Origin of the sequence: Rhodanobacter soli (assembly GCF_039523495.1) — a bacterium.
Taxonomy (GTDB): Bacteria; Pseudomonadota; Gammaproteobacteria; order Xanthomonadales; family Rhodanobacteraceae; genus Rhodanobacter; species Rhodanobacter soli.
Genome location: NZ_BAAAFK010000001.1, coordinates 1,207,521 through 1,232,653, shown reverse-complemented (window position 1 = coordinate 1,232,653; position 25,133 = coordinate 1,207,521). Strand labels below are relative to the sequence as shown.

Annotated in this window: 28 protein-coding genes and 1 pseudogene; 9 read left to right on the top strand and 20 right to left on the bottom strand. The window is 68.3% G+C overall.

The features are described 5' to 3' along the window. The first annotated feature begins 5 nt into the window (after positions 1–5). Positions 6–1,622 carry a tetratricopeptide repeat-containing sulfotransferase family protein gene (locus ABD024_RS05545; RefSeq protein ID WP_425543122.1) on the top strand — a complete coding sequence of 539 codons (1,617 nt, stop codon included), beginning with the start codon at positions 6–8 and terminating at the stop codon, positions 1,620–1,622. A 24-nt stretch (positions 1,623–1,646) separates the two neighbouring features. After that, positions 1,647–1,795, top strand: a pseudogene (locus tag ABD024_RS05540) (dioxygenase); the annotation flags it as partial. Between the two features lie 58 nt (positions 1,796–1,853). Here ABD024_RS05540 and ABD024_RS05535 read toward each other — a convergent pair. Together ABD024_RS05535 and ypfJ are read right to left on the bottom strand one after the other, a co-directional pair. After that, positions 1,854–2,240 (bottom strand): YkgJ family cysteine cluster protein, encoded by a 387-nt coding sequence (locus ABD024_RS05535; protein ID WP_343850487.1) that lies wholly within the window; start codon positions 2,238–2,240, stop codon positions 1,854–1,856. A gap of 159 nt (positions 2,241–2,399) precedes the next feature. Then, positions 2,400–3,260 (bottom strand): KPN_02809 family neutral zinc metallopeptidase, encoded by an 861-nt coding sequence (gene ypfJ, locus ABD024_RS05530; protein WP_343850485.1) that lies wholly within the window; start codon positions 3,258–3,260, stop codon positions 2,400–2,402. Between the two features lie 124 nt (positions 3,261–3,384). Here ypfJ and ABD024_RS05525 point away from each other — a divergent pair, with 124 nt between their 5' ends. Continuing rightward, on the top strand, positions 3,385–3,777 hold the full coding sequence (locus tag ABD024_RS05525; protein ID WP_343850483.1) for an MAPEG family protein: 393 nt from the start codon (positions 3,385–3,387) through the stop codon (positions 3,775–3,777). 8 nt (positions 3,778–3,785) lie between these two features. On the opposite strand, the gene ABD024_RS05520 is transcribed toward ABD024_RS05525, so the two are convergent. Further along, positions 3,786–4,562 (bottom strand): class I SAM-dependent methyltransferase, encoded by a 777-nt coding sequence (locus ABD024_RS05520; protein ID WP_343850481.1) that lies wholly within the window; start codon positions 4,560–4,562, stop codon positions 3,786–3,788. Between the two features lie 209 nt (positions 4,563–4,771). Here ABD024_RS05520 and ABD024_RS05515 point away from each other — a divergent pair, with 209 nt between their 5' ends. Continuing rightward, the gene (locus ABD024_RS05515; RefSeq protein WP_343850479.1) at positions 4,772–5,563 is read left to right on the top strand and encodes a CPBP family intramembrane glutamic endopeptidase; all 792 of its coding nucleotides are present in this window, start codon (positions 4,772–4,774) and stop codon (positions 5,561–5,563) included. On the opposite strand, the gene ABD024_RS05510 is transcribed toward ABD024_RS05515, so the two are convergent. From ABD024_RS05510 to ABD024_RS05475, 8 genes are all read right to left on the bottom strand, one after another. Continuing rightward, a complete protein-coding gene (locus ABD024_RS05510) occupies positions 5,547–6,122 on the bottom strand; it encodes a Maf family protein (RefSeq protein WP_343850477.1) in 576 nt (191 codons plus the stop codon). The genes ABD024_RS05515 and ABD024_RS05510 overlap by 17 nt on opposite strands. Positions 6,123–6,145: 23 nt before the next feature. Continuing rightward, entirely contained in the window at positions 6,146–6,595 is a 450-nt protein-coding gene (locus tag ABD024_RS05505) for a GNAT family N-acetyltransferase (protein ID WP_343850475.1), read from the bottom strand. A gap of 20 nt (positions 6,596–6,615) precedes the next feature. Then, entirely contained in the window at positions 6,616–7,086 is a 471-nt protein-coding gene (gene rlmH / locus ABD024_RS05500; RefSeq protein WP_343850473.1) for a 23S rRNA (pseudouridine(1915)-N(3))-methyltransferase RlmH, read from the bottom strand. A 14-nt stretch (positions 7,087–7,100) separates the two neighbouring features. Further along, positions 7,101–7,487: a ribosome silencing factor gene (rsfS, locus tag ABD024_RS05495; protein ID WP_343850471.1), complete on the bottom strand. Its 387-nt coding sequence runs from the start codon at positions 7,485–7,487 to the stop codon at positions 7,101–7,103. A 107-nt stretch (positions 7,488–7,594) separates the two neighbouring features. Continuing rightward, positions 7,595–8,677, bottom strand: coding sequence for an NAD(P)H-dependent flavin oxidoreductase (locus tag ABD024_RS05490; protein ID WP_343850469.1), 1,083 nt, complete (start codon positions 8,675–8,677; stop codon positions 7,595–7,597). Positions 8,678–8,751: 74 nt separating this feature from the next. Continuing rightward, the gene (locus ABD024_RS05485; protein WP_343850467.1) at positions 8,752–9,042 is read right to left on the bottom strand and encodes a pentapeptide MXKDX repeat protein; all 291 of its coding nucleotides are present in this window, start codon (positions 9,040–9,042) and stop codon (positions 8,752–8,754) included. Between the two features lie 89 nt (positions 9,043–9,131). Next, the gene (locus ABD024_RS05480; protein ID WP_343850465.1) at positions 9,132–9,824 is read right to left on the bottom strand and encodes a DUF1345 domain-containing protein; all 693 of its coding nucleotides are present in this window, start codon (positions 9,822–9,824) and stop codon (positions 9,132–9,134) included. Between the two features lie 21 nt (positions 9,825–9,845). Beyond that, positions 9,846–10,121 carry a GNAT family N-acetyltransferase gene (locus tag ABD024_RS05475; RefSeq protein WP_343850463.1) on the bottom strand — a complete coding sequence of 92 codons (276 nt, stop codon included), beginning with the start codon at positions 10,119–10,121 and terminating at the stop codon, positions 9,846–9,848. 149 nt (positions 10,122–10,270) lie between these two features. Between ABD024_RS05475 and ABD024_RS05470 the strand changes: the two genes are divergently transcribed. Beyond that, positions 10,271–10,696, top strand: coding sequence for an OsmC family protein (locus tag ABD024_RS05470; RefSeq protein ID WP_343850461.1), 426 nt, complete (start codon positions 10,271–10,273; stop codon positions 10,694–10,696). Between the two features lies 1 nt (position 10,697). On the opposite strand, the gene ABD024_RS05465 is transcribed toward ABD024_RS05470, so the two are convergent. After that, a complete protein-coding gene (locus ABD024_RS05465; protein ID WP_343850459.1) occupies positions 10,698–11,795 on the bottom strand; it encodes a 3-deoxy-7-phosphoheptulonate synthase in 1,098 nt (365 codons plus the stop codon). A gap of 236 nt (positions 11,796–12,031) precedes the next feature. Here ABD024_RS05465 and ABD024_RS05460 point away from each other — a divergent pair, with 236 nt between their 5' ends. Together ABD024_RS05460 and ABD024_RS05455 are read left to right on the top strand one after the other, a co-directional pair. Continuing rightward, positions 12,032–12,955: an oxygenase MpaB family protein gene (locus ABD024_RS05460; protein ID WP_343850457.1), complete on the top strand. Its 924-nt coding sequence runs from the start codon at positions 12,032–12,034 to the stop codon at positions 12,953–12,955. Between the two features lie 76 nt (positions 12,956–13,031). Further along, positions 13,032–14,906, top strand: a complete 1,875-nt coding sequence (locus ABD024_RS05455) for a 3'-5' exonuclease (RefSeq protein WP_343850455.1) — start codon at positions 13,032–13,034, stop codon at positions 14,904–14,906. Between the two features lie 7 nt (positions 14,907–14,913). Here ABD024_RS05455 and nadD read toward each other — a convergent pair whose 3' ends face one another. The 8 genes from nadD to ABD024_RS05415 all read right to left on the bottom strand — a co-directional run bounded on the left by nadD (position 14,914) and on the right by ABD024_RS05415 (position 23,496). Next, positions 14,914–15,561: a nicotinate-nucleotide adenylyltransferase gene (gene nadD / locus ABD024_RS05450; protein WP_425543158.1), complete on the bottom strand. Its 648-nt coding sequence runs from the start codon at positions 15,559–15,561 to the stop codon at positions 14,914–14,916. Positions 15,562–15,619: 58 nt separating this feature from the next. Further along, on the bottom strand, positions 15,620–16,630 hold the full coding sequence (gene holA, locus ABD024_RS05445) for a DNA polymerase III subunit delta (protein WP_343850451.1): 1,011 nt from the start codon (positions 16,628–16,630) through the stop codon (positions 15,620–15,622). Continuing rightward, a complete protein-coding gene (locus ABD024_RS05440; RefSeq protein WP_343850449.1) occupies positions 16,630–17,178 on the bottom strand; it encodes an LPS-assembly lipoprotein LptE in 549 nt (182 codons plus the stop codon). Before ABD024_RS05440 ends, holA begins: the two co-directional genes overlap by 1 nt. 5 nt (positions 17,179–17,183) lie before the next feature. After that, complete coding sequence (gene leuS, locus ABD024_RS05435; protein WP_343850447.1) at positions 17,184–19,823, bottom strand: leucine--tRNA ligase; 2,640 nt, start codon at positions 19,821–19,823, stop codon at positions 17,184–17,186. 101 nt (positions 19,824–19,924) lie between these two features. Beyond that, entirely contained in the window at positions 19,925–20,536 is a 612-nt protein-coding gene (locus ABD024_RS05430) for a PqiC family protein (protein ID WP_343850445.1), read from the bottom strand. Beyond that, the gene (locus ABD024_RS05425) at positions 20,533–22,236 is read right to left on the bottom strand and encodes a PqiB family protein (protein ID WP_343850443.1); all 1,704 of its coding nucleotides are present in this window, start codon (positions 22,234–22,236) and stop codon (positions 20,533–20,535) included. The genes ABD024_RS05430 and ABD024_RS05425 overlap by 4 nt, the downstream gene beginning before the upstream one ends. After that, complete coding sequence (locus tag ABD024_RS05420) at positions 22,229–22,882, bottom strand: paraquat-inducible protein A (RefSeq protein ID WP_343850441.1); 654 nt, start codon at positions 22,880–22,882, stop codon at positions 22,229–22,231. Before ABD024_RS05420 ends, ABD024_RS05425 begins: the two co-directional genes overlap by 8 nt. Beyond that, positions 22,879–23,496, bottom strand: coding sequence for a paraquat-inducible protein A (locus tag ABD024_RS05415; RefSeq protein WP_343850439.1), 618 nt, complete (start codon positions 23,494–23,496; stop codon positions 22,879–22,881). Before ABD024_RS05415 ends, ABD024_RS05420 begins: the two co-directional genes overlap by 4 nt. 123 nt (positions 23,497–23,619) lie before the next feature. Between ABD024_RS05415 and trxA the strand changes: the two genes are divergently transcribed. Together trxA and ABD024_RS05405 are read left to right on the top strand one after the other, a co-directional pair. Next, entirely contained in the window at positions 23,620–24,486 is an 867-nt protein-coding gene (gene trxA / locus ABD024_RS05410) for a thioredoxin (protein WP_343850437.1), read from the top strand. Positions 24,487–24,624: 138 nt separating this feature from the next. Then, a complete protein-coding gene (locus ABD024_RS05405) occupies positions 24,625–25,086 on the top strand; it encodes a DUF4442 domain-containing protein (protein ID WP_343850435.1) in 462 nt (153 codons plus the stop codon). Positions 25,087–25,133: the final 47 nt, after the last annotated feature.

Below are 25,133 nucleotides of genomic sequence, written 5' to 3'. Positions count from 1 at the left end.
GTCGCATGTCCAGCCGCACTGCCGAACATCGCCCGCCCAGCGGCGCCGAGCCGCGACTCGACGGGCTCGTGCCGGCCGCCCTGCAGCAAATGCAGGCGGCGGCGCATGCGATCCGCGACGGTGCCGCAGCGACAGCCATGCAGGCGCTGGATAGCGTTCTTGCGATGACGCCGGGGCATCCCGAGGCATTGCGCCTCTACGCCATCCTGCACGCCCGCGCGCACCGCCATGCCGAGGCGAAGGCGGTGCTGCAACAGGCCGTCGCGCAGTGGCCCGACTACGTGCTGGCCCATTCCGACCTGGGCAATGTGCAGCAGGCCGCCGGCGAACTGGACGCAGCCTTCGCCAGCTGGCAGCAGGCCTGCGCACTGGCACCGCAGGCGCCGATGCCATGGTTCAACCTCGGCCGCAACCTGCAGTTGCACGGCGACACCGTGGCGGCGATCGAAGCACTGCAGCAGGCGCACGCGCTGGCGCCGGACTTCCTGCCCGCCTTGATTCTGCTCGGCGACGCGCTGGTGCATGCCGGCCGTTTCGACGAAGCGGATGCGCGCTACCGCGCCACGCTGGCGCTGCATCCGGCCTGCGGCGACGCCTGGCGCGGGCTGGCGAACATGAAGACGCGGCCACTGTCGGATACCGACCACGAGCACCTGGCGGCAGCATTACACCAGCCCGGATTGAACCCGGCCGACCGCATCGCGCTGGGCTTCGCCCTGGGCAAGGTGTGCGAGGACCAGGGCCGTTACGAGCAGGCCTTCGCCGCACTGAACCAGGCCAACGCCGGGCTGCGTCAGCTCCATCCGTGGAACGCCGGTGCGTTCCATGCGCACGCCGATGCCTTGTTCGCCGCTTCGGCCCGGCTGCCGGCACCGACGGATCCAGCGCTGGGCCAGGAAGTGATCTTCATCGTCGGCCTGCCGCGCTCCGGCTCCACGCTGTTCGAGCAGATCCTCGCCGCCCATCCCGAAGTCGAAGGCGCCAGCGAATTGCCGGATCTGGAACAGGTGCTCGGCGAGGAATCCGCCCGTCGTCGCCAGCCGCTGCTGCAGTGGATCGGCAGCGCCGGCACCGACGATTGGCAACGGCTCGGTCGGCGTTACCTGGAATGCACGGCGCGCTGGCGCCGGCACAAGCCGCGGCACACCGACAAGCTGCCGTCGAACTGGCTGCTCGGCGGCGTGCTGGGCGCGATGCTGCCCGGCGCGCACATCGTCGACGCGCGGCGCGACGCGCTGGAGGCGGGCTGGTCCTGCTACAAGCAGCAGTTCTACCGGCTGCCGCATTTCGCCTGCACGCTGACCGACATCGCCGCCTACATCCGCGACTACGAGCGGATCATGGGCGCGTGGCAGGCGGTCGCCCCGCAGCGCATCCGCACCCAGCGCTACGAAGCGCTGCTGGCCGAGCCGGAAGATGAAATCCGCGCGCTGCTGACGTTCTGCGGCTTGCCGTTCGACCCGGTCTGCCTCGACTACCACCACGCGAAACGCAGCGTGCGCACCGCCAGCGCGGCGCAAGTGCGCCAGCCGCTGCAGCACGACACCGCACGTGCCGATCACTATGGCGCCCTGCTCGATCCGCTGCGCTTCGGCCTCGGCCTGCCGACGCTCGCCCGATAGCCGGTCGTTCGGCGCAGACAACCCGTCAACCCCGAACGCGGACTCGACCATGGTGCGTGGGTGCTCGTGCACCTGCTGTATCCGGCGGCCGACATCCGGTGGTGGCGGTCTCGATCCAGCCCGAACCTGGCCCCGCGCACCCGTACGCACTGGGTCGGGCGCTGGCGCCATTGCATGGGTTTCCTGGTGATGGATATCTACCGCTTCGACTGAAGCAGGCAGCGACGCCGCTCAGGCGCTCTGCGGCATCGGCGGCTCGCCGGCGTCGAACGGATCGAGCCAGTCCTCCGGCGTCAGCACGGACATGCCGTGCGCGAGGCGGGCCTTGTCGCATTGCAGGCTGACCGCGCCGAACTCCCACGATGGCTGCACCTCGCGGCAGACCGACGGCCGCTGCGGGTAGATGCCGCAATGCGCCGCCTCGCCCACCGTGCCCTGCAAGGACACGCAGCGCGGCTGCGCGGCGTTGGTGCCGCGCATCGCCAACCGGTGTGGATCCAGCTTTTCGGTCAGCTCCGGCGGTACCTTGCCGCCGAGGAAGGTTTCCGCCTCCGACCAATGAAACGCCACGCGAAAGAACGCGCAGCAGGCACCGCAACGCAAGCAGGGATGTTCCATCAAGGCGACCGGGGGGCGCCCCGAGGCGCGCAGAACGCGAATTCTAGAACGCGGGAGGCGGGCTGTGCAGAGCAGCCCGGCGGACGCGGCATCACCCCTGCAACGCAGGGAAGGTGATTGGAAAGCCGGCAATCGCTGCGCGGTTGCCCGCTTGATTGCTCATGGCTGGCCGGCGAAGGTGTTGCACTGGGCGATGTCGCCGCTGCTGAAGCCGGCCTTGAACCACTTCACCCGCTGCGCCGAGGTACCGTGGGTGAACGTGTCCGGCCGCACGCGGCCTTGCGCCTGCTGTTGCAGGGCGTCGTCGCCGATGTGGCTGGCTGCGTTCAGGGCTTCCTCGATGTCGCCCGGCTGCAGCCATTGCAGGCTCTGCTGGCTGTGATTCGCCCACACGCCTGCGTAGCAATCCGCTTGCAGTTCCTGTCGCACCGACAGGCCGTCGGCGCCGTCCATCGGCGCACCGCGACGACGCGCCTCGTCGACCTTGTCGAACACGCCGGTCAGCTTCTGCACGTGATGACCAACCTCGTGCGCGATCACATACGCGCGGGCGAAATCGCCGGAGGAATGCAGCTCGTCCTGCAACTGCTGAAAGAACGCCAGGTCCAGGTACACCTTCTGGTCGCCCGGACAATAGAACGGGCCCACCGCCGTGGAGGCGCCGCCGCAGGCCGTGTTCACGCCGCCGCTGAACAGGTGCAGCTTGGGCTCGACATAGGTCGCGCCATGCGCCTGGAAGATCGCGCCCCAGCTCTGCTCGGTCGAATGCAGGATCGCGCTGACGAAGGCCTGCTGCTCGGGATCGACCTGGGCCGGCGTGCTGTTTTGCGTCGGCGCCCCCGGTGGGGTACCGCTCTGGTCCAGCAGCGCCAGCGGATTCTTGAAGAAGATCCAGCCCAGCAGCGCCAGCACGATCAGGCCGCCCAGACCCATGCGGCCACCACCGCCGAAACGCGGACCGCCACCCCCGCCGCTATCGACCTCGACGTTGCTGCTGCTGCCGCCTTTTCGCCAATCCATTAGGAATCCCTCGTTGACTGATGCACGGGCACCGGTGCCGCGTCGCGACGATAGCGCGTCGATCGTGATCACGCCACGGCGTGCGCTGCCGCTAAAGTAGGCAATCTTTTGTGAGGATTTCAGCATGACCCACCTGCCTGCCCTGGTCACCCTGCTCACCGTGCTGCTGCTGTTCGGCACCATGTGGGCCGTCGGTCACGCCCGTGGCAAGTACGGCATCAAGGCTCCGGCCACCAGCGGGCACCCCGCGTTCGAGCGTGCCTACCGGGTGCAGATGAACACCCTGGAAAACACGGTGATGTTCCTGCCCACCCTATGGCTGGCGGCGAACTACGGCTTCAGCGGCTGGGCCGGCGTGGCGGGGCTGGTCTGGATCGTCGGCCGCGTGTGGTACGCGCTGGCCTACCTGAAGGATCCCGCCAAACGCGGCCCCGGCTATGTGGTCGGCATGTCCGGCTGGGCCGCGCTGCTGGTGCTGGCCTGCATCGGCGTCGGCCGGGCCATGCTGGTCGGCTGAACAGGCGCTCAGACCAGCAGGCCGGGGACGGTCGCGCTCAATACCCACACGCGATGCGGTACCGCCATCGGTTCAGCCGCATGGTGGGCAGCCAGCATGGCGGCCAGTTCTGCGTCGAAGCGCTGCACCTTCGACTCGTCCAGCGTGGCGCCGATGCCGGCGCTGGCACGAATGCGGCCGCGCCAGTCCGCGTGGCTGTACGGTATGTCCAGGTCGAACGAATACGTACGCAGGTCGCTGAAGCCGGCTTCAGCCACATCCTTCAGCCACGCCGGATACAGGCCGCTGCCGCTGTGCAGCGTCCAGGCCGGGTTGCAGGCGAGGATCAGCCGCTCGGTGTCCTGCACCATGTTGCCGGCCAGCGGCACCCAGTCGAAATGCGCGATCAGCAGCCGCCCGCCCGGTCGCAGCCACTTGCGCACCAGGGCCGCCGTGCGCGGCCGGTCGAACCAGTGCCAGCACTGGCCGGCGGTGATCACGTCGAACGAGGCCGGTGCGAAATCGGCGTTCTCGACCCGCGCACGCACCTGCTTCACCTGCACGCCGGCGGCCCGATCCATTTCCGCGGCCTGTGCCAGCAGCGGCGCGGAATGGTCCAGCCCGGTAACCTCGCAGCCACGCACCGCCAGGCCCCGGGCAACCGTGCCGGTGCCGGTACCCAGATCGAGAACGACGTCACCCGTGCGCACACTGCCGTCGGCGAACAGGCGATCGAAGAACGCCTCAGGAAACCCGGCCCGATGGCGCGCGTAATCGCTGGCAGTCCTGCCGAAATCGGTGGTCATCGACACTCCCCTGTGCTCGTCTGCAGGCCGATGTTACCGGGATGGTCTTGCGCTGCAAGCAAATGCACGCCGCCATGCCGGTCGGCAGGATTGCGCAAGCGGCCTGCAAGGCACTAGCGTGGAGGCAGCACATGCCGCCCGCGGCGCCCGCCACTCGCCGCCACAGGCACGCTTACCGCATGGACATCAGCTGCATCGAGGTTTCGCCCTTGCCACCCGCGCCCCTTCTGCCGCAGGCCGACCGACCCGCGCCCGGCCTGCGGGCCAGCGCGGGAATCATCGCCGCCTACTTCGTGTTGCAGTTCGCGGTCGGCATCGCGTTCGCGCTGGCAGTCGGGGTGATGGAGTCGTTCAGCCGCGCCGACCTGGGCCTCGATGCCGCGATCCGCACAGCGCTGGCGCAGCCATCAATGCAGGCGCTGGTGGCGATCCTCTCGCTCGGCGTGGCCGCGCCGCCGACCCTGTGGCTGGCACGCCGCACGTGGCCGCAACTGTGGTCGCTGGCGCAGCCGCCGGGTTTCGGTTTCACGCCGCCGCGCCACCTGCTGTTCTTCGCGCTGGCGGTGGCGACCGGACTGGCGGCGCCCGTCCTGGGTTCGCTGCTGACCCAGTGGCTGGCCCACGGCCACGCGGTGCCCCAGGACATCCAGCAGATCGGCGGCAATACTCCGCTGGGACTGCGCATTCCGCTGGTGCTGGTGGTGGTGTGCGTGGGGCCGCTGGTAGAAGAGCTGCTGTTCCGCGGCGTGCTGCTGTCGGCCTTGATGAAACGCTGGCATGTCGGCTGGGCGGTGGCCGGCAGCTCGCTGCTGTTTGCGCTGGTCCACCTGCCGGGGCTGCAATACCAGTGGTACGCGCTGCCGAACCTGATCCTGCTGGCGCTGCTGCTGGCCGGGTTGCGGCTGCGTTCGGGCTCGATCTGGCCGGCGGTGCTGGCACACGGCGCCAACAACCTGCTGGCCGTCGCCGTCTGGTTCGTGACGGTCAATCCGCCGGGCTGATTCCGCCACGCCGCAGCAAGCGCGCGGTCTCGAACAGCGGCAAGCCCATCACCCCGGAGTAACTGCCGTCGAGGTGCTCGACCAGGGTCGCGCCGCGGCCCTGGATCGCATACGCACCAGCCTTGCCGAACGGCTCGCCGGTGGCGACGTAGGTGGCGATGGTCGGTTCGTCCAGCGTGGCAAAACGCACCTGCGACACGCAGACCTCGCACTGCTCGCCGGTCGCGCCGACCAGCCACGCCGCCGAGATCACCGCATGCGTGCGCCCCGACAGCCGGCGCAGCATCGCGGCCGCAGCGGCGATGTCCTGCGGCTTGCCGAATACCTCGTCGTCCAGCACCACCTCGGTGTCCGCACCGAGTACCAGTGCATCGCCGGCGTGCGCCAACGCGGCCAGTCCGGCTCTCGCCTTGTCGCGCGCCACCCGGCTCACATAGTCCCGCGGCGATTCGCCGTGCACGCGCTGCTCGGGCACGTCGACATCGAGCACGGCGAAGTCCACGCCGAGCTGTTCCAGCAGCTGACGGCGACGCGGCGACTGCGAGGCGAGATAAAGCATGGGGATTCCGCTTCGAGGTGAAGTCACAGCGTCAGGCTGTACTCGCAGAACTGCCGGTCGCGCTGCCAGCCCAGCGACTCGTACAACGCCTGTGCCGGTGTATTGTCCAGCGCGGTGGACAGCGACAGGCTGGCCGCGCCCAGCGCATGCGCATGCTCCGCCGCCGCCCGCAGCAGCGCAGAGGCCACGCCCTGACGCCGTGCCTGCGCAACCACGAACAAATCGTTGAGCAGCCAAGTGCGCACGGTACGTACCGAGGAGAACAGCGGATACAGCTGGGTGAAGCCGAGTCCCGCGCCGTGCTCGTCCCGCGCCAGCAGGATCAGCGACTCGTGGTGGCGGAAACGCTCCGCCAGGAAATCCCGCGCCCGCGCCAGGTCCGCCGGCTGCCCGTAGAACTGGCGGTAACCGTCGAACAGCGGCGCCAGCGTGTCGAGGTCGAGGATCGTGGCTTGCCGGATCTGGAAGGACATGGCGGAGACTCCGTTGGGCGTCAGGCGCGATGGTAGGGGTGACCGGTCATGATCGTGGTGGCGCGATACAGCTGTTCGGCCAGCACCAGCCGCACCAGCATGTGTGGCAGGGTCAGCGGACCCAGCGACCAGCGCTGGTCGGCGCGCGCCAGTACCTCGGGCGCATGGCCATCCGGGCCGCCGATCAGGAATGCCAGGTCGCGCCCGGCCATGCGCCATTTCGCCAGCTGTTCGGCCAGTTCCTCGCTGGACCAGGTTCTGCCGCGGCCATCCAGCACGATCACATGGCTATCGTGCGGCAACGCCGCGAGGATCGCGACCCCCTCGTCCTGGATCGCCCGTGCATCGTCGCGGCCCTTGCCGCGGTTGCCCGGTTTCAGTTCGATCAGTTCCAGCGGCAGCTCGTGCGACAGCCGCTTGCGGTATTCGGCAAAGCCTTCCGCCACCCAGCCGGGCATGCGTTCACCGACCGCGATCAGGCGCGCGCGCATTGCCGGGGTTCGACTCAGCCGGCTTGCGCGGCGTCGATTTCGTGCCCGTGGTCACCCACCGTCCACAGCCGCTCCAGGCCATAGAACTCGCGGATGCGCGGCAGCATCACGTGGACGATCACGTCGCCCAGGTCAACCAGCACCCATTCGCCTTCTTGTTCGCCCTCCACGCCCAGCGGCATTACGCCCGCCTTCTTGGCGAACTTGCCCACTTCGTCGGCGATGGATTTGACGTGGCGTGCCGAGGTGCCCGAGGCAATCACCAGCAGGTCGGCGATGGAGGTTTTGCCGCGGACGTCGATCTCGCGCACGTCCTTGGCCTTCAGTTCTTCGAGCGCGTCGATGACCGACTTGCGCAGGGTGGCCGTGGTGACGGCCTTGTGGGTACGGGCTGTGCTCAAGAGGATGGGCCTCGATGCGGGATCGCAGCGCAAAATGGCGCGGGCGCAGTATAACCGCCCGACGGCAACGTCACGTCAAGGCGCCGGCCGGCCCGAAGCGCGGTCACTCAATGTGCCAGCGAGCGCCTGGCCAGCCGGTATTCGTGCATCAGCCGCGCCACCAGTTCGGCGGCGGGCTGCGGGCGCACCAGGCCGGCGGCCTGACCACACCATTCGGACAGCAGGTCGCCGCGCCCGGCTTCGGCGGCGGCACGGCGCAACGGCGCGGTGAGCGCATTCAGCACCGGATACGGCAGGCCCGCGGCCGCTTGCGGCATGACCTCGACGAAGCGGTTGCGCAGGCCGCGGGCGGCGCGTCCGGAGAAACTGCGGATGGTGGTGACCCGGTGTTCCTCGGCATGCGGCAAGTCCCGCTTCCACGCCTCGGCGGCCGAGCACTCCGGGCAGGTGAGAAAGGCGGTGCCGAGCTGGCTGGCCGCCGCGCCGAGCACTTCCGCTGCCAGCATGCCGCGACCGTCCATGATGCCGCCGGCGGCAATCACCGGGACATCCCGCGCACAGGCCTGCAACGCACGCACGGCCAGCGGCAGCAGCGCGAACAGGCCAATCATCGCGTCCTCGGCCTGGTGCAGGAAGGTGCCGCGATGGCCGCCGGCCTCGGCACCCTGCATGGACACCGCGTCGGCGCCGGCATCGGCCCAGGCAAGCGCTTCGGCCACCGTGGTAGCGGTGCCGATCACGTAGATGCCGCGCCGGTGCAGCTCGCTCAACTGCGCCGGCGCGATCACCCCGAACGCAAAGATCGCCGCCGCCGGGCGCGCCTCGCACAGCGCGGCGAACTGGTCGGAGAAACGCGGCGCCCAGCGCGGCGGCACGCTGGTGCGCACGTCGAGGCCTTCGCGTGCCATCAGCGCGTCGAGCTGCTCGCGCGCCGTAGCCACCGCCGCCATGTCGGCTTCGAAGGCATCCGGCAGCACGAACAGGCCGATCGCGTACGGCCGCTCGCCGAGCGCGCGGATCTGCGCCGCCTGCTCGATGATCGCCGCCGGCTCCAGGTAGCCGGCGCCGAGCGAACCCAGCCCACCGGCATTCGACACCGCCGCCACCAGCGCCGGCGGCGTCGAACCGGACATCGGGGCCTGGATCAGCGCGTGCTCGATGCCGAGCCGGCTGGCGAACGACGGGGCCATGCGTGGTGTCCTGCGGCAATGAGTGGCTGAAGTATCCGCCACTGCCGCGCACGGCAGAAGCCGACGGCGGTCGCTCAGCCGCCGGATTTCATGGCGTCGCCTTTCATGGCATCACCCTTCATCGCATCCTTCTGCATCATCGCATCATGCTTCATGGCGCCGTGCTTCATGCCTTCGTGTTTCACGGCGCCCTTCTTCATCGCGCCATGCTTCATGCCATCGTGCTTCATGTGTGTTTTCTGCATGGCGTCGTGCGCCATCGCCGTGCTGGAGCCGGCAGCCATCATGTCCTGCGCGAATGCGGAAGCGGTGGCGAGGCCGCAGGCCATGGTGGTGGCGAGCAGAGTGGCGAGTCGTGCGTTCATCGGAAGATCCTCGAGAGAAAGGGAAGGAGACGGCCACGCCGCCCCCTCGCTTCCTTCGCCGCCCGCCGGTCAGTGGTTACCTGTGCGGCTCAACCGCCGTGCCCGGCCACGATGTTCACCGTGATCGCGATGATGAACACGTTGAAGAAGAATGCGATCACGCTGTGCAGCAGTACCACGCGGCGCAGGTACTTGCTGGTGATCTGCACGTCGGAGACCTGGAAGGTCATGCCGATCACGATCGAGAAGTAGGCGAAATCCCAGTAGTCCGGCTCGGGCGTGTCGGGAAATTCCAGGCCGGCATGCTGTTCGCCGAAATCGCCGTAGTAGCCATGCGCGTAGTGGATCGCGAACATCACGTTGAGGAACAGCCAGCTGAGCACCACGCTCAACACGCCGACCGCGAGTTCCGCCAGGCCACCGTCCCTGGCCGCATGCAGCTCGTTGCCCAGCGCCGCCAGCACCACCGCCGACAGCAGCACGCCGCCCCACAGCACGCCCCAGCGCCCGGTATCCAGCGCCTGCGCCTGACTGCGCATGTGGCTCGGCGTGGCCTGGTTGAACAGGCGCGCGAAGATGCCCAGGAACACCACTGCGGCCAGGTCGAAACCCAGCAGCACCGCATTGGCCGGGCGCAGGCCGGCGTGCAGCAGCAGCGCCATCGCCACGAGGAAGATGAGCAGCGACAGGACCGTCCATGGACGGCCCTTCACGAAGCGCCATGGCCGCCAGCCGCGACGCCGCGACGCGCGTTCACCCGAGCGCTCCGATGGTTCGTTCATGCATGTCTCCGCGTCAGGGTTTCAGCCAAGCAGGTCGTGGTATTCCGGATGCCGCTGCAGCCATGCGGCAGCATACGAGCAGGCCGGCACCACCTTCCAGCCTTCGGCACGCGCCGTGATCATCGCCTGCTGCACCAGGGCGGCGGCAATGCCGCGCCCGCCCACCGCGGCCGGCACTTCGGTGTGGGTGATCGTCATCACGCCGGCGGCCAGGGTGTAATCGAGCAGGCACGACACCCCATCAACACGGGTTTCGAAGCGACGGGCCACGCGATCGTGCTGGATGGCGAACGGCATGCGAACTCCCCTGTGGAAAGACAATCGACAAGCATACGAGCTGCGCGGGGCAACCGGGCGTGAAGCGATGGCGACGTTTCGTTCGCACCGGCTGCATGCGGCATCGGGCATCGTGGGCACTTGCCCGCCACAACCCACAGGAGAATCCCATGAAACGAACCGCATCCGCGCATTGGTCCGGCGGCATCACGGATGGTCAGGGCACGATATCGACCGACACCGGCGTGCTGCACGAGTCGCCGTACGGCTTCAAGTCGCGCTTCGAGGACGGCCCCGGCACCAACCCGGAGGAACTGATCGCGGCGGCGCATGCAGGCTGCTACTCGATGGCACTGTCGCTGGGACTGGGCAACGCCGGCTTCACCGCCGACAGCATCGATACCAAGGCGACGGTGACCCTGCTCAAGGACGGCGACGGTTTCAGCATCACCGCGGTGGAATTGACTTGCCGGGCCAAGGTGCCACGCATCGATGCCGCCACGTTCGACAGCATCGCGCAGGCGACCAAGCTGGCCTGCCCGGTATCCAAGGTGCTGAAGGCCACGATCACGCTGGATGCCGGGCTGGAAAGCTGATTCAGGCGGCGACCTCCTCCGCGGAAGGGGAAGGCAAGGTCGCGGCCGCGGCTACCCGTCGCTGGCGCACCGCCTGTGCCAGCCGCTGCAGCACCTGCACCGAGCTGTCCCAGTCGAGGCAGCCGTCGGTGATGCTCTGGCCGTAGCGCAGCGGCTGCCCGGGCTGCAGCTCCTGGCGGCCGCCGAGCAGGTGGCTCTCCACCATCACGCCGAGGATGCGTGTTTCGCCGGTGGCGATCCGCGTGGCGATGTCCTCGATCACCCGTGGCTGGTTCTCCGGGTTCTTGCCGCTGTTGGCGTGGCTGACGTCGATCATCACCCGGCCAGCCAAACCGGCCTTGTCGATCGCGGCACAGGCGGCGTCGACGCTGGCCGCGTCGTAGTTCGGCGCCTTGCCGCCGCGCAGGATCACATGGCAGTCGCCATTTCCGCTGGTGGTGGCGACGGCGGCCTGGCCGTCCTTGGTCACCGCCATGAAATGATGCGGCTGCGACGCGGCCTGCACCGCATCCACCGCGATCCTCACGTTGCCGTCGGTGCCGTTCTTGAAACCGACCGGGCAGGACAACCCCGAGGTCAGCTCGCGATGCACCTGGCTTTCGGTGGTGCGCGCGCCGATCGCGCCCCACGCCACCAGGTCGGCGATGTACTGCGGCGTGATCATGTCGAGGAATTCGCAACCGGCCGGCACACCCAGCGCATTGATGTCGCGCAGCAGGCCGCGGGCAATGCGCAGGCCCTTGTCGATCTGGAAGCTGCCGTCGAGGTCGGGGTCGTTGATCAGCCCTTTCCAGCCGACCGTGGTGCGCGGCTTCTCGAAGTACACCCGCATCACGATCTCCAGCGCGTCGCCGAGCTCGCGGCGCAGCGGCGCCAGCCGGCCGGCGTACTCCAGCGCGGCGTGGGTGTTGTGGATCGAGCACGGCCCGATCACCACCGCGAGGCGGTCGTCGCTGCCGGCGAGAATGCCGTGCAGCGCCTGCCGCGAGGCGTCGACGGTGGCCATCGCCACGTCGGTGACGGCGCAGTCGCGCATCACCTCGGCCGGCGTGCTGAGGCGGGTGATGGCGCGGATGCGCAGGTCGTCGGTGGGGTTCATGGCGGCTCTCCTGGAGGGTTTTCAGGTGGCGGCCATAAAAAAAACCGCCCTGTGGTGGCGGTTCGGTGTGGTTGTGTCGATCAGTTCAAAACGATCGCACCCGCGCCGCCGCCGTTGGCTTCGGATAGCCGTAAAACCAGAAATACAGGCGGGTGGTGGCGGAATGCATGGCGCCATTGATAACACAATGGACGTCCAAATCAAACTCCCGGTCGACCAGACGCTAGACTGGCGGCATGCCTTCACCTCTCGACCTGCTGACCCGTCCCGCCCGTGAACCGATCCGCCGCTGGGTGCTCAAGGCCTTCCCGCGTCCTGATACCGGCAGCCTCGACTATGACCATCCACACGGCGACCCCGGCCTGTTCGGACCGCATAGCGCGACCTGGCGCGTGCACTCGGACTTCCCCGGCATGCTGGCCGGCGGCCTCGCCGCACTGACCCTGCAGACCCTGCACCCGCTGGCGCTGGCCGGAGTGTGGGACCACTCCAACTTCCGCGGCGATCTGCTTGGCCGGCTGCGCCGCACCACCGCTTTCGTCGGCGGCACCACCTACGCGCCGCGCGCGCAGGCCGAGGCGCTGATCGAACACGTGCGGCAGATCCACCTGCACATCAGCGGCCGCAGCGAGGACGGGCGCCCTTACGCGGCAGACGATCCCGACCTGCTGACCTGGGTCCACGTCAGCGAGGCGTACTGCTTCTTGCAGGGCTACCGCCGCTACAGCCACATCGCGATGCCGGCCGACGCTGCCGACCGCTACTACGACGAAGTGCGGCGGATCGCCGAAGCGCTCGGCGCGCGCGACGTACCCGCGACCGAACGCGAAGTCACTGAATACTTCCGGCGCATCCGGCCCGAACTGGCGTTTACCGAACGCTCGCGCGTGGTGCTCGGCCTGCTGGGAAAGGTGCGCCTGCCGGTGCCGATGGCCGGACTGTCGCGCGACCTGTTCCTGCTCGCCGGCCATGCCTTGTTGCCGGATTGGGCGCTCGCGATGCTGGGCCACACGCCATGGCAGCAGCGCCAGGCGCGGCTGGCGGCGCACGCGCTGTGGTCGATCGCGCCGGTATTTCACGCAGCGCTGAAGGACGGCATCGCCAGCCGCGCCTGCCGGCGCATGGGCGTGCCGCCGGAGCAATTGCAGCACTGGGCGTAGCTCCGCGCCGTCCATCGGCATTGACAGCGTCGTCCTATCGGCTAACGTCGTGCGATAGCGTCAGCCGAGGACTTACGTGGCAACACTCATTCCGACTCGCAATGGCTGCCTGCCGCGGATGACCGGCGGCGAAAAACGCTTCTCCGAACGGCTGGAACAGAAGCTCGAAGACGACTACCTGCTGTGGTACGACGTGCCGATCGGGCTGAAACAGCGGCGCCCGGATTTCGTGGTGTTCCACCCGCGCCGCGGCATGCTGGTGCTGGAGGTGAAGGACTGGAAGCCGGACACCATCCGCCACGCCGACAGCACCCAGTTCACCCTGGTCACCGAGCGCGGCCTGATCAAGGAATACAACCCGCTGCTGCAGGCGCGCTCGTACGCGCTGGAGATCGGCGTGGTGCTGGAATGCGATCCGGCATTGCGCCATCCGCCTTCCAGCCGCCATGCCGGCAAGCTGCTGATGCCGTGGGCGTACGGCGTGGTGCTGGCCAACATCAGCCGCAAGCAGTTCGTCGACGGCGGCCTCGATGCGGTGATCCCGGGCCACCTAGCGATCTGCCGCGACGAGATTTACGACACGGTCGAGCCGGAAGCATTTCAGGAAAAGTTGTGGGCGATGTTCCCGCAGGTATTTCCGGTCGCCTTGACCCTGCCGCAGATCGACCGCGTGCGCTGGCACCTGTTCCCGGAGATCCGGGTGGCGCCCGGCGAAGGCCAGTTCGGCCTGTTCGACCAGCCGGCCGAGGCCGCCGCGCGACCGCTGCAGATCCCCGACCTGGTCAAGGTGATGGACGCGCAGCAGGAGCAGCTCGCCCGTTCGCTCGGCGACGAGCACCGGATCATCCACGGCGTGGCCGGCTCCGGCAAAACCATGATCCTCGGTTTCCGCGCGATGCAGCTGGCGCGCGAACTGGCCAAACCGATCCTGGTGCTCTGCTACAACAAGACGCTGGCGGCGCGGCTCGACCAACTGCTCGGCGAGCGCGGTCTCAGCGAAAAAGTGCAGGTCTACAACTTCCACAAGTGGTGCCACAAGATGCTCACCGCCTACCACGTGGAGCTGCCCGCGCAGGGCAGCGCGGACTTCTTCGAACAGATGGTGCAGCGGGTGATCGACGGCGTCGAACGCGGCCAGATCCCGCGCTTCCAGTATGGCGCGGTGCTGGTCGACGAAGGCCACGACTTCGAGCCGGACTGGTACAAGCTGATCGTGCAGATGATCGACCCGAACACCAACTCGCTGCTGGTGCTGTACGACGACGCGCAGAACATCAACGGCCGCACGGATCGGCGCAAGTTCACCTGGAAGAGCCTGGGCGTGCAGGCGCAGGGCCGCACCACCATCCTCAAGCTCAACTACCGCAACACGCTGGAAATCCTCTCGGTCGCGCGCAACTTCGCCAACGAGCTGCTGCGCGCGGACGCCGGCGAGGACGATGGCGTGCCGCTGGTCGCGCCGGAAAGCGCCGGCCGCCGCGGCGCGGTGCCGGAGCTGATCCGCGCCGACAGCGCCGGCGCGGAACTCGCCATCGTGGTCAGCCAGATCCGCGACGAACTCGCACACGGCCGCCCGCTCGATGACATCGCGGTGATCTACCGTTTCAACTGGCAGGGCGACAAGCTGCGCGCGGCGCTGGAGCAGGCCGGCCTGGCCTGCCGGCTGGCCGACGACAAGGGCGGCAAGGGCGCGCTGTTCGTGGTCAGGGACTGCATCAAGCTGGTCAGCATGCACTCCAGCAAGGGGCTGGAATTCCCGCTCGTGATCATTCCCCAGCTGGGCATGATGCCCAAGCCCGGCGAAGACGAAGCGCACGAGGCGCGCCTGCTCTACGTGGCAATGACCCGCGCCACCGAGCGGCTGCTGCTGATCCACCACGAGGATTCGGTGTTCACTGCCCGCATCCGCGCCTCGATCAACGACGTGACGGCGCAGCTGGCCGGCGCCTGAGCCGGCTTTACGCGGCCGGGTTCCGGTACGGCGCCAACAGGGCGGGATCGTCGAACAATCCCGCCGGCAGCAGGTAGCGCGGATCGCGCCCGGCGGCGAGCAGTTCGCGGATGCGTGTGGCGGAGATTTCCAGCGGAGTCACCGCCAGGTCGACGACCTTGCCCGCCGGCAGCGCGCGCAAGCCCGCGGCGTCGGCGATCCGCCGGCCGGCTACCTCTCGCTCCAATTCCTCCGGCAGATCGGCGGAAATCCCCGGCCGGCTCAGCACACCGATATGCGCCACCCCGAACAGTTCGCGCCAGCGATGCCAGCTGGCGAGGCCGGCAAACGCATCGGCACCGAGCAGCAGCACCAGCGGGCGCTCGCCCTGCTCCGCGCGCAGCTCGTGCAAGGTGTCGATAGTCCAGGACGGGCCGGCGCGATCCAGTTCGCGCGTGTCGAGCGTGAGCCGCGACTGGCCGCGCAGCGCGGCACGCAGGATCGCCACCCGCTGCGCCGCCGTGGCGATCGGTGGCGCGCGGTGCGGCGGCACGCTGGCCGGCAGCAGGCGCACCTCGGCATCGAGCAGTTCGGCCGCTTCCCACGCCACGCTGAGATGGCCCAGGTGCACCGGATCGAAGGTGCCGCCGAAAAGCGCCAAGGGTTTGCTGGTGATTCGTGGCAAGAGCTTTACCCCTCCCCGACCCTCCCCTGCGCGCAGGGGAGGGAGCATGTCATGCGAGCGCGCGGGCGGCGCGCGGCTCGGCGATCGCGGCGATCAGCCGTTCGGCTTCCTGCCACGGGTTGCCCTGCTCGCGGCCCTTGACCATGCGGTCGATGCGCGAGGCGCGGGCCAGACACTGCAGCCAGTGCTCGCGCGGGGCGCGGCGCAGGGCTTGGCGGAACAGGGTTTCGCGTGCCTGCCACAGGTGTTCGGCGCGGATCTGCGCGGCAAGGTCCGGTGCATTGGCCAGGCGCAATGCCAGCTGCAACTGGTTCACCAGCCAGCCCATCAACGCCAGCAGTTCGTCGCCTTCGGAACGCAGTCCGGCGAGGATGCGCAGCGCGCGCGCGCCGTCGCCGACGAAGGCGGCATCGGTGAGCTTGAACACGTCGTAGCGGGCGCTGTCGGCGACCAGGTTCTCCATCTCGGCGGCGTCGACGCGGCCCTGCCCGTGCAGCACGGCGAGCTTGTCGACTTCCTGCGCCGCGGCGAGCAGGTTGCCCTCGACGCGCTCGGCCAGCAGCGCCACCGCATCGGGCGTGGCGGACAGGCCGCGCGAGGCGAGCCGCGCGCTGATCCATGCGCCCCACTGGTCCGGCCGCGGCGAATTGAACACCACCATCGTGCCGCTGGCGTCGAGCTTCTTGCTCCAGGCGCCATCGTGCTTGTTGCTCCACTCCATCGCGGTGACCAGCAAGGTAACGTCCGGCGGCGGATCGGCGCAGAACGCGCCGATCGCCTTGGCGCCGTCGATGCCGGGACGGCCGGTGGGCAGGCGCAGGTCGATCAGCCGACGGCTGGCGAACAGCGACATGCTGGCGCCGGCACGGGCCAGATCGTTCCAGTCGAAATGCTGGCCGACTTCGAGCACTTCACGTTCGCTGTAGCCGAGCTTGCGCGCCTGCGCGCGCAAGGCATCGGCGGCTTCCAGTACCAGCAATTGTTCGCCGGCCAGCAGGTAGACCGGCTGCAAGCTGTCTGCCGCCAGCGCCTTCTGCCATTGGCCGGGATTGAGCGGCATCAGTGCGTGCTGGCGGCGCTGGCCGGTGCGGCCAGCTCATGTTGGCCGGCGGCCTGCAGGCGGAACAGGATCGCCTGCACCATGTCGTTGTTGAGGCTGCGCTGGATCTCCTCGACCTGCGATGCGTTGCCGACGGTGTTGCTGGCGTCGTAGCTGTACTCGCGCGACATGTCGATGCGCTGGTGCGGCACCAGCACCTGCCCGGCGGCATCGGTGACGTCGAACTGCACCTGGTAGCGCACCGCATATTCGGTGATGCGCACGTAACCGCCGGCACTCAGCGTCTCGGTGCTGAAGGCCGCCACCGGCACGCGCAGCTCGGCGATGCCTGCACCGCTGTCGTCCTCCACGGTGACGCCGGATGTCTGCAACGCACGGGCCAGGTGGCGTTCGAGCTCGCCGCCGCCGTTGACGGTGAGATGCACCCGCTGCATTTCGGGCGGCAGGGTCGCGTTTTCGCGCAAGTGGAAACCGCAGGCGCCCAGCGCGAACGCCGTGGCCAGCAGCAGCGAGGCTTGGAACAGGCGGCGCGCTTTCATGAAGCTCATGGGTTTCATCCTGCGACGATGTTGACGATCTTGCCGGGTACCACGATGACCTTGCGCACCGTCGTGCCTTCCAGGAAGTGCGCCACCTGCGGCTGGGCAAGCGCCAGCGCCTCGGCCTCTTCCTTCGAGGCCTGCGCGGCCAGCTCGATGGTAGCGCGCAACTTGCCGTTGATCTGCACCGCCAGTGTGACCGTGTCGCGCACCAGCGCGGCCCGGTCCACCTGCGGCCACGGCTGGTCCTCCAGCACGGTCTCGGCATGGCCGAGCACCTGCCACAAGGCGTGACTGACGTGCGGCACCACCGGGTTGAGCAGCAGCACCATCGCCTCCAGCGCCTCGTGGCGCACGGCGCGGCCCTGCTCGCTGGTGTCGTTGAACTTGCCCAGCGCGTTCAGCAGTTCCATCAGCGCAGCGATCGCGGTGTTGAACGCGTGGCGCCGCCCGAAATCGTCACTGACCTTCTGGATCGTCTCGTGCAGCTGACGGCGCAGGGCCTTCTGGCCCGCGTCCAGCGTGGCGGGATCAGTCACTGCATGATCCGGACCCGCCGCATGCGTGGTCACCTCGCGCCACAGCCGCTTGAGGAAGCGCGCCATGCCTTCGACGCCGGCCTCGCTCCACTCCAGCGACTGCTCCGGCGGCGCGGCGAACATCGAGAACAGCCGCACCGTATCGGCGCCGTACTTGGCCACCATGGTCTGCGGGTCGATGCCGTTGTTCTTCGACTTCGACATCTTCTCGGTGCCGCCGATGTGCACGCTCTGGCCATCCGCCTTGAGCACCGCGCCGGCGACGCGACCGCGCTCGTCGCGCTGCACCTCGACCGCGGCCGGGTTGATCCAGTCCTTCGAGCCGTCGGCGTTGTCGCGATAGAACGTCTCGGCGATCACCATGCCCTGGCACAGCAGGTTCTGCGCCGGCTCGTCCGAATGCACCATGCCGGCGTCGCGCAGCAGCTTGTGATAGAAGCGGAAATACAGCAGATGCATGATCGCGTGTTCGATGCCGCCGATGTACTGGTCGACCGGCAGCCAGTAGTTCGCGCGTTCGTCGATCTGCGCGTTCGCGCCAGGGCTGGTGTAGCGCGCGTAGTACCAGCTCGACTCCATGAAGGTGTCGAACGTGTCGGTCTCGCGCTCGGCCGCGCCGCCGCACTGCGGGCAGGTGGTCTTGCGCCACTCGGGGTCGGATTTGATCGGCGACTGCACGCCACTGAACGCCACGTCTTCGGGCAGCACCACCGGCAGCTGGTCTTCCGGTACCGGCACCGCGCCGCACTTGGTGCAGTAGATCACCGGGATCGGGCAGCCCCAGTAGCGCTGGCGGCTGACGCCCCAGTCGCGCAGGCGCCAGTTGACCCGGCGCTGGCCGTTGCCGGCCGCCTCGAGCACGCCGGCGATGTAGTCGAACGCGGCGCGATAATCCTTGCCATCCATCGCACCGGAGTTCACCACGCGCATGTCGGCGCGGGTCTTGTCCGAATACCAGTCTTGCCACGTCGATGCGTCGTAGCTCTCGTTGCCAGCGGCAATCACCTGCTTGATCGGCAAGCCGTACTTGTGCGCGAACGCGAAGTCGCGCTCGTCATGGCCGGGCACCGCCATCACCGCGCCGGTGCCGTAGCCCATCAGCACGAAATTGGCGACCCACACCGCTACGCGCTCGCCGCTGACCGGATGGATCGCGTACAGGCCGGTGGCCATGCCGCGCTTGTCCTGGGTCTCGAGTTCGGCCTCGGACACGCCGCCGTGTTTCAGCTCGTCGAGGAACGCTGCCAGTTGCGGGTTGCCCTGCGCCGCCTTGTGCGCCAGGGGATGCTCGCCGGCGATGGAGACGAAGGTCACGCCCATCAAGGTGTCGGGTCGGGTGGTGAACACGCTCAGCGGCGTGCTTTCGCCGTCGACAGCGAAGTGGATTTCCAGGCCCTCGCTGCGACCCAGCCAGTTGCGCTGCATGGTCTTCACCGCGTCGGGCCAGCCCGGCAGCGTGTCCAGTCCGTCCAGCAGTTCCTGCGCGTGACCGGTGATCTTCAGGAACCACTGCGGAATCTCGCGCTTCTCCACGACGGCACCGGAACGCCAGCCGCGACCGTCGATGACCTGCTCGTTGGCCAGCACGGTGTGGTCGACCGGGTCCCAGTTCACCACCGCGTTCTTGCGGTACGCCATGCCCTTCTTCAGCAGGCGGGTGAACATCAGCTGTTCCCAGCGGTAGTACTCCGGGCGGCACGTGGCGAACTCGCGACTCCAGTCGATCGCATAGCCGAGCGACTGCAGCTGGCTGCGCATGTGGTCGATGTTCGCGTAGGTCCATTTCGCCGGCGCGGTGTGGTTCTTGATCGCGGCGTTCTCCGCCGGCAGGCCGAACGCGTCCCAGCCCATCGGCTGCAACACGTTCTTGCCCTGCATGCGCTGGTAGCGGCTGATCACGTCGCCGATGGTGTAGTTGCGCACGTGGCCCATGTGCAGCGCGCCGGACGGGTACGGCAGCATCGACAGGCAGTAGAACTTCGGCCGCGACGTGTCCTCCTTCACCTCATAGGCGCGCTGCGCGTTCCAGTACTGCTGCGCGGCGGCTTCCACTGCCTGGGGGCGATAGGCAGCTTCATCCTGTTCGGGAGAGGTCGGGGCTTGAATGTCCTGCATGATTCCGATGCCGTTGTTGCGGTTGATGCACGCCGGAGCAAGCCGGCTGAGTGAACTGATCAGACTAGCCCAGCGCAGGCCGGGCGCCAAGCCTGAGGCCGTTAACCCGGCGGGCAGACCGGCGCCTGGCCATCGCCGAGCGCGCGCGCCGCGGTGGCGATCTGCGCCGCCAGCCGGGCGATCGCACGCTGATGGCCCTGCACCAGGGCGGGATAGCCCGGCCCCACCGCTTCACTGACCCGGCTGCTGCAGGCCAAGGCGGCAGGCTGGGCGCCGTGCAGCAGGCGCACGCTCCAGGCGGCCTCGATCAGCGCGTAGCCACCGGGTTGCGAATCGAACCGGCGCACGTCCAGCTTCACCCGCAACAGCGGCTTGCCGTTGCCGGGCAAGCCGCTGACGTCCGCGCTATGCAGTTCGCGCGCCAGGTCGGCCGACAGCGCGCTGCGCACCTCGTCGCCGAGCGGGGCGATCCAGCGCTCGCTGCCGAGCAGGGCCACGCCCTGCCCGCCTTCGCGCACCACCAGCTGCGGCTGATCGACCTGCGCCGGCACGCCGACCGGCAGCAACTCGAACGGCAGCGACGGCGCAGCCGATGCCTCGGACGCTTCGTCCGCCGGCGCGACCAGGGTGTAGTAGTGCAGCGGCGCCGAGGCGCAGGCCGCCAGCAGCAGGCTGGCCGCCACGACCCACAGATGCCTTCCGGTACGAATCATGGCGTGCTCCCTTGCACCGGCGGGATCGCCGCTGGCGTGGTGTTGGCGGGTTTCGCGTCGGCCGGCTTCGCGTCCGGGCGACGGCCGCGGATCAGCGACTCCGGATGACCACCCAGGTAATCGGTCAGCACGCGCAACGAACGCGCCATGCGCTGCACCTGCTCCAGCGTGGCACCCAGGTTCTGCTGCAGTGGCGAGTCGCCGGCCAGCGCGTCGTTCGCCGTTCCCATGGTCTTCTGCACGCCGTGCATGGTGTCCGTGAGCGCCGGCAAGGTCTGCCCATTGACCTGCTTGAGGGTGGCATTGAGGCCGGCCAGGGTCTGGTCCAGGTTCCGCCCGATGCTGTCGAACGGAATCTTGTTGAGCTTGTCGACGATTTCCGCCATCTGCTCCTGCAGCTTGTCGAAGCTGCCCGGCACCGTCGGGAGGGTCAGCGGCTTGGCCTGCGGGTCGAACGCCACCTTCGGCGTCTTCGGGATGAAATCGAGCGCCACGTACAACTGGCCGGTGAGCAGGTTGCCGGTGCGCGCCTGTGCGCGCAGGCCGTGGTCGACCAGGCGCCCCATCAACTGCGACAGGTCGGCATTCTCGCCATGCGCCTTGGCCAGGGCCTCCAGCTTGTCGTAGGCGGCGCCCAGACGCTGCGGATAGATCACCGCACCGACCAGCACCGGGAAGCGCTGCTTCTGTTCGTCGTAGTCGAGCCGCACCGACACCACCTTGCCGATGTTGATGCCGAGGAACTCCACCGGCGCGTCCACCGCCAGCCCGCGCACGGACTGCTCGAAGCGCATGCGGATGTAGTGCGGCGTGCCGTCCGGCGGCGCCATCGCCGTGGCCTGGTCGCCGAACAGCTTGTACTCGTTGTCCTCCGGTGCCGGCGTGCTGTCGTGCGGTCCGGGCGGATCCTGGAACGCCACGCCGCCGGCCAGCACGGTGGCCAGCGACTGCGTGTTGAGCTTCAGCCCGTTCGCGCCGATCGACACGTCCACGCCGCTGGCATTCCAGAAGCGCGAGGAACGGGTGACGAACTTGTCGTTGGGGCCGTCGACGAAGATCTGCAGCGAGACGCCCTTGCCGTCCTTGTCCAGCTGATAGGACGCCACCCGGCCGACCTGGATGCGCCGGTAGTACACCGGCGAGCCGATATCGAGCGAACCGAGGTCATCGCTGCGCAAGGTGAAGCTGCGACCGGGCGCACCGTGGTTTACCGACGGCGGCGCCTCCAGTCCCTGGAACTGGTCCTCGTACTCGTTCGAATCGCCCACGTCGGCGCCGATGAACGCGCCCGACAGCAGGGTGTCGATGCCGGACACCCCGCCCAGCCCGATCCGCGGGCGCACCACCCAGAAGCGCGTGTCCTTGCTGGCGAAACTCTCGGCGCTCTTCTCCAGCGCCACGTTGACCAGCACGTGGCTGCGGTCGCCGCTGAGATGGATCTTGTTGACCCGGCCGATCACCACGTTCTTGTACTTCACCGGCGTCTTGCCGGCGTCCAGGCCTTCGGCGCTCTGGAAGCTGATGGTGATCTGCGGGCCGGCCTGCAGCCAGTTGTTGATCACCAGCGACAGGCCGACCAGCGCCGCCAGCGCCGGGATCAGCCAGATCAGCGAGGCATTGAAGCGGCGTCGTTTCACCACCGGCCGCGGCAGCTCGCCGCCGCCCGGCGGGCCCTGTTCGATGGGGTTGTCGTCAGTCATCGGTATCCTTGCCATCCCAGATCAGGCGGGGGTCAAAACTCATCGAGGCCAGCATGGTCAGCACCACGGTCAGGCCGAAGAAGATCACGCCGGGCAACGGTTCCACCAGGCTCAGCACGCTGAAGCGCACCAGCGCCGTCAGCAACGCCACCACGAACACGTCCAGCATCGACCAGTAGCCGATCAGCTCGACCAGCCGATAGAGTTTTGCACGTTGCGGCCGCGCCCAGTCGCTGCCTTGCTGGCTGCTCACCAGCAAGGTGCCCAGCGCGAGGAACTTCAGCACCGGCACCACGATGCTGGCGGTGAACACGATGATCGCCAGGTTCGGCGAACCCTTCACCCACAGCTCCACCACGCCGCTGATGATCGTGTTGTCGTCGACGTCGTTGAGGCTGGCGGTGCGCATGATCGGCAGCACGTTGGCCGGGATGTACAGGATGAATGCGGCGATCAGCAGCGCCCAGGTGCGCACATAGCTGTCCGGCTTGCGCCGGCGCAACGTGGTGCCGCAGCGCGGGCACGCCATGGCGTCGTCCACGCCGTCACCGTCCAGCCGCGGGTCGCCGGGCACGTTGCGGCATACCAGTCCGCAGACCGTGCAGGCAATCAGGCCGAGCTCGCTGGCGCGCGGCAAGGCGCTCACGCGGCCCCCTCCGGCACATCGTCCCACAGCCGGCGCAGGTCCACGCCGGCGAAGATGGTGATCAGCAAGGTCAGCGCCGCGTACGCGTAGATGCCCGGGTCCGGCGTCACGTCGAAATAGGTGTGCGCCTTGACGATCGCCACCAGCGCGCCCAGCACGAACACCTCGCTCATCGTCCACGGCCCGAGGTAATGCAGTATCACCATCAGCCGCACGAAGCCCGGCGCGCGCCGCCCGGCCCGGGCGAACCACAGCAGCCAGCCCAGCAGCAGCATCTTCAGCAGCGGGAAGAAGAACAGCGTGGCGGCGACCAGCACCGAGACCACCTTGGCCTCTTCGCGCCACATCGCGAGGATCATGCCCCACAGCGTGGTGCTGCTCTGCTGGCCGCTCAGGCCCAGCGTCACGATCGGCCACATGTTCGCCTGCACGAACACGATCATCGCGGTCAGGATCAACGCCAGCATCACGTTCACGCTCATGGCGTGATGGCGCTCCAGCTCCGCCCCGCAGCGTGCGCAGCGCGCCACGTCGCCACGCGCCAGCGTGCGCCGGCGGTAGACCGTGTCGCAGTGCTCGCAGATCAACAGCGCTTCAGGTGAGCTCATGCCCATGCAGCCGGTGCCTTGCTTCGGCGTGACGATCCGTGGATTCTCGCAAATCTATCGTGAACGCGCCGCTTGATATGCTGGGCGACGCCCTGATCTGAACCGGCATCCGCCGAGCTGGAGTTTCCCGTGACCGATGCCGCCACCGTCTCCCATGTCTTCGACGTGGACCAGCAGGCCTTCGAGGCCGACGTCCTGCAGGCGTCGCTGACCACGCCGGTGCTGGTGGATTTCTGGGCCACCTGGTGCGAGCCGTGCAAGACGCTCGGCCCGATGCTGGAAAAACTCGCCGCCGAATACAACGGCGCGTTCCGGCTGGGCAAGGTCGATGTGGACACTCAGCAGGAACTGGCCGGCATGTTCGGCATCCGCAGCATCCCCACCGTGGTGCTGGTGAAAGACGGCCAGGTACTCGACGGCTTCACCGGCGTACTGCCGGAAGGCCAGCTGCGCGAGTTCCTGTCGCGTCACGTGCAGCCGCTGGAGGCGCCCGCCGAGACGGCCGAAGAGGAAGCCGTGCAGGAAACCCCGGAGCAGGCGATCAACCGGTTGCAGCAGGCGATCGCCACCGGGCCGGACCAGCCCGGACTCAAACTCGACTTGGCGCTGGCGCTGATGCATGCCGGCCGGATCGCCGCCGCCGAAGCGGAACTCGCCGCCCTGCCGGCGAACCTGGCCACCGACGCCCGCGCCGTGCGCCTGCGCAGCGAGCTGGATCTGGCCCACGCCCTGAAAGATGCGCCCAGCCTGGCCGAGCTGCAGCAACGCGTGCAGGCCGACGCCAGCGACTGGGCCGCACGCGACCAGCTCGGCGTGCGCCTGCTGCTGGAAGGCGACGCCGATGCCGGCCTCGAGCAATTCCTGCTGATCCTGCAGCAAGCCCGCGACTGGAACGACGGCCAGGCAAAGAAGCGCCTGCTCGCCGCCTTCGCCACGCTCGACGACGCCGAGCTGGTAGGCCGCTACCGGCGCCGGATGGCTTCGTTGCTGTTCTGAGCGCACCCCCCACGCGAACTCTGTGCGCGAATGCTCTGATCCCGATCGGAGCAAACAGCCATCGCACACCTGCCGCTCGCTCCATACCGCTGCGTACGCTCGGGTATGATCGGCTCTCCCCGCCCAGATAAACCCCGCATGCGCGCTTCCACCTTCCGCCGGCTGCTCAACCTGTGGCCGCCGTTCCTGATCAACGCGATCCGCGTGCAGTCGCTCAGCGACGACTACCGCGAGGCGAAGGTGGTGCTGCGGCTGCGCCCGTGGAACCGCAACTACGTGCGCAGCCAGTTCGGCGGCAACCTGTTCGCGATGGTCGACCCGTTCTGGATGCTGCTGGCGATGCACCAGCTCGGCAGCGACTACTACGTGTGGGACAAGGCCGGCACGATCGACTTCGTGGCACCGGGCTACGAAGACGTCTACGCGCATTTCAGGCTGGAGCCGGCGGTGGTCGACGAACTGCGCGCGGCCACCGCCGGTGGCGAAAAGGTGCTGCGCTGGTTCGAGACCGAAGTGACCACCGCCTCCGGCAAGGTCATCGCGGTGGTGCGCAAGCAACTCTATGTGCGGCTGAAGCCGAAGGCGCGCGCCGCTGCGTAAGGCGGACACCGTCCACCGGCTTTCCCGGCCCCTGCGCGACATCCATC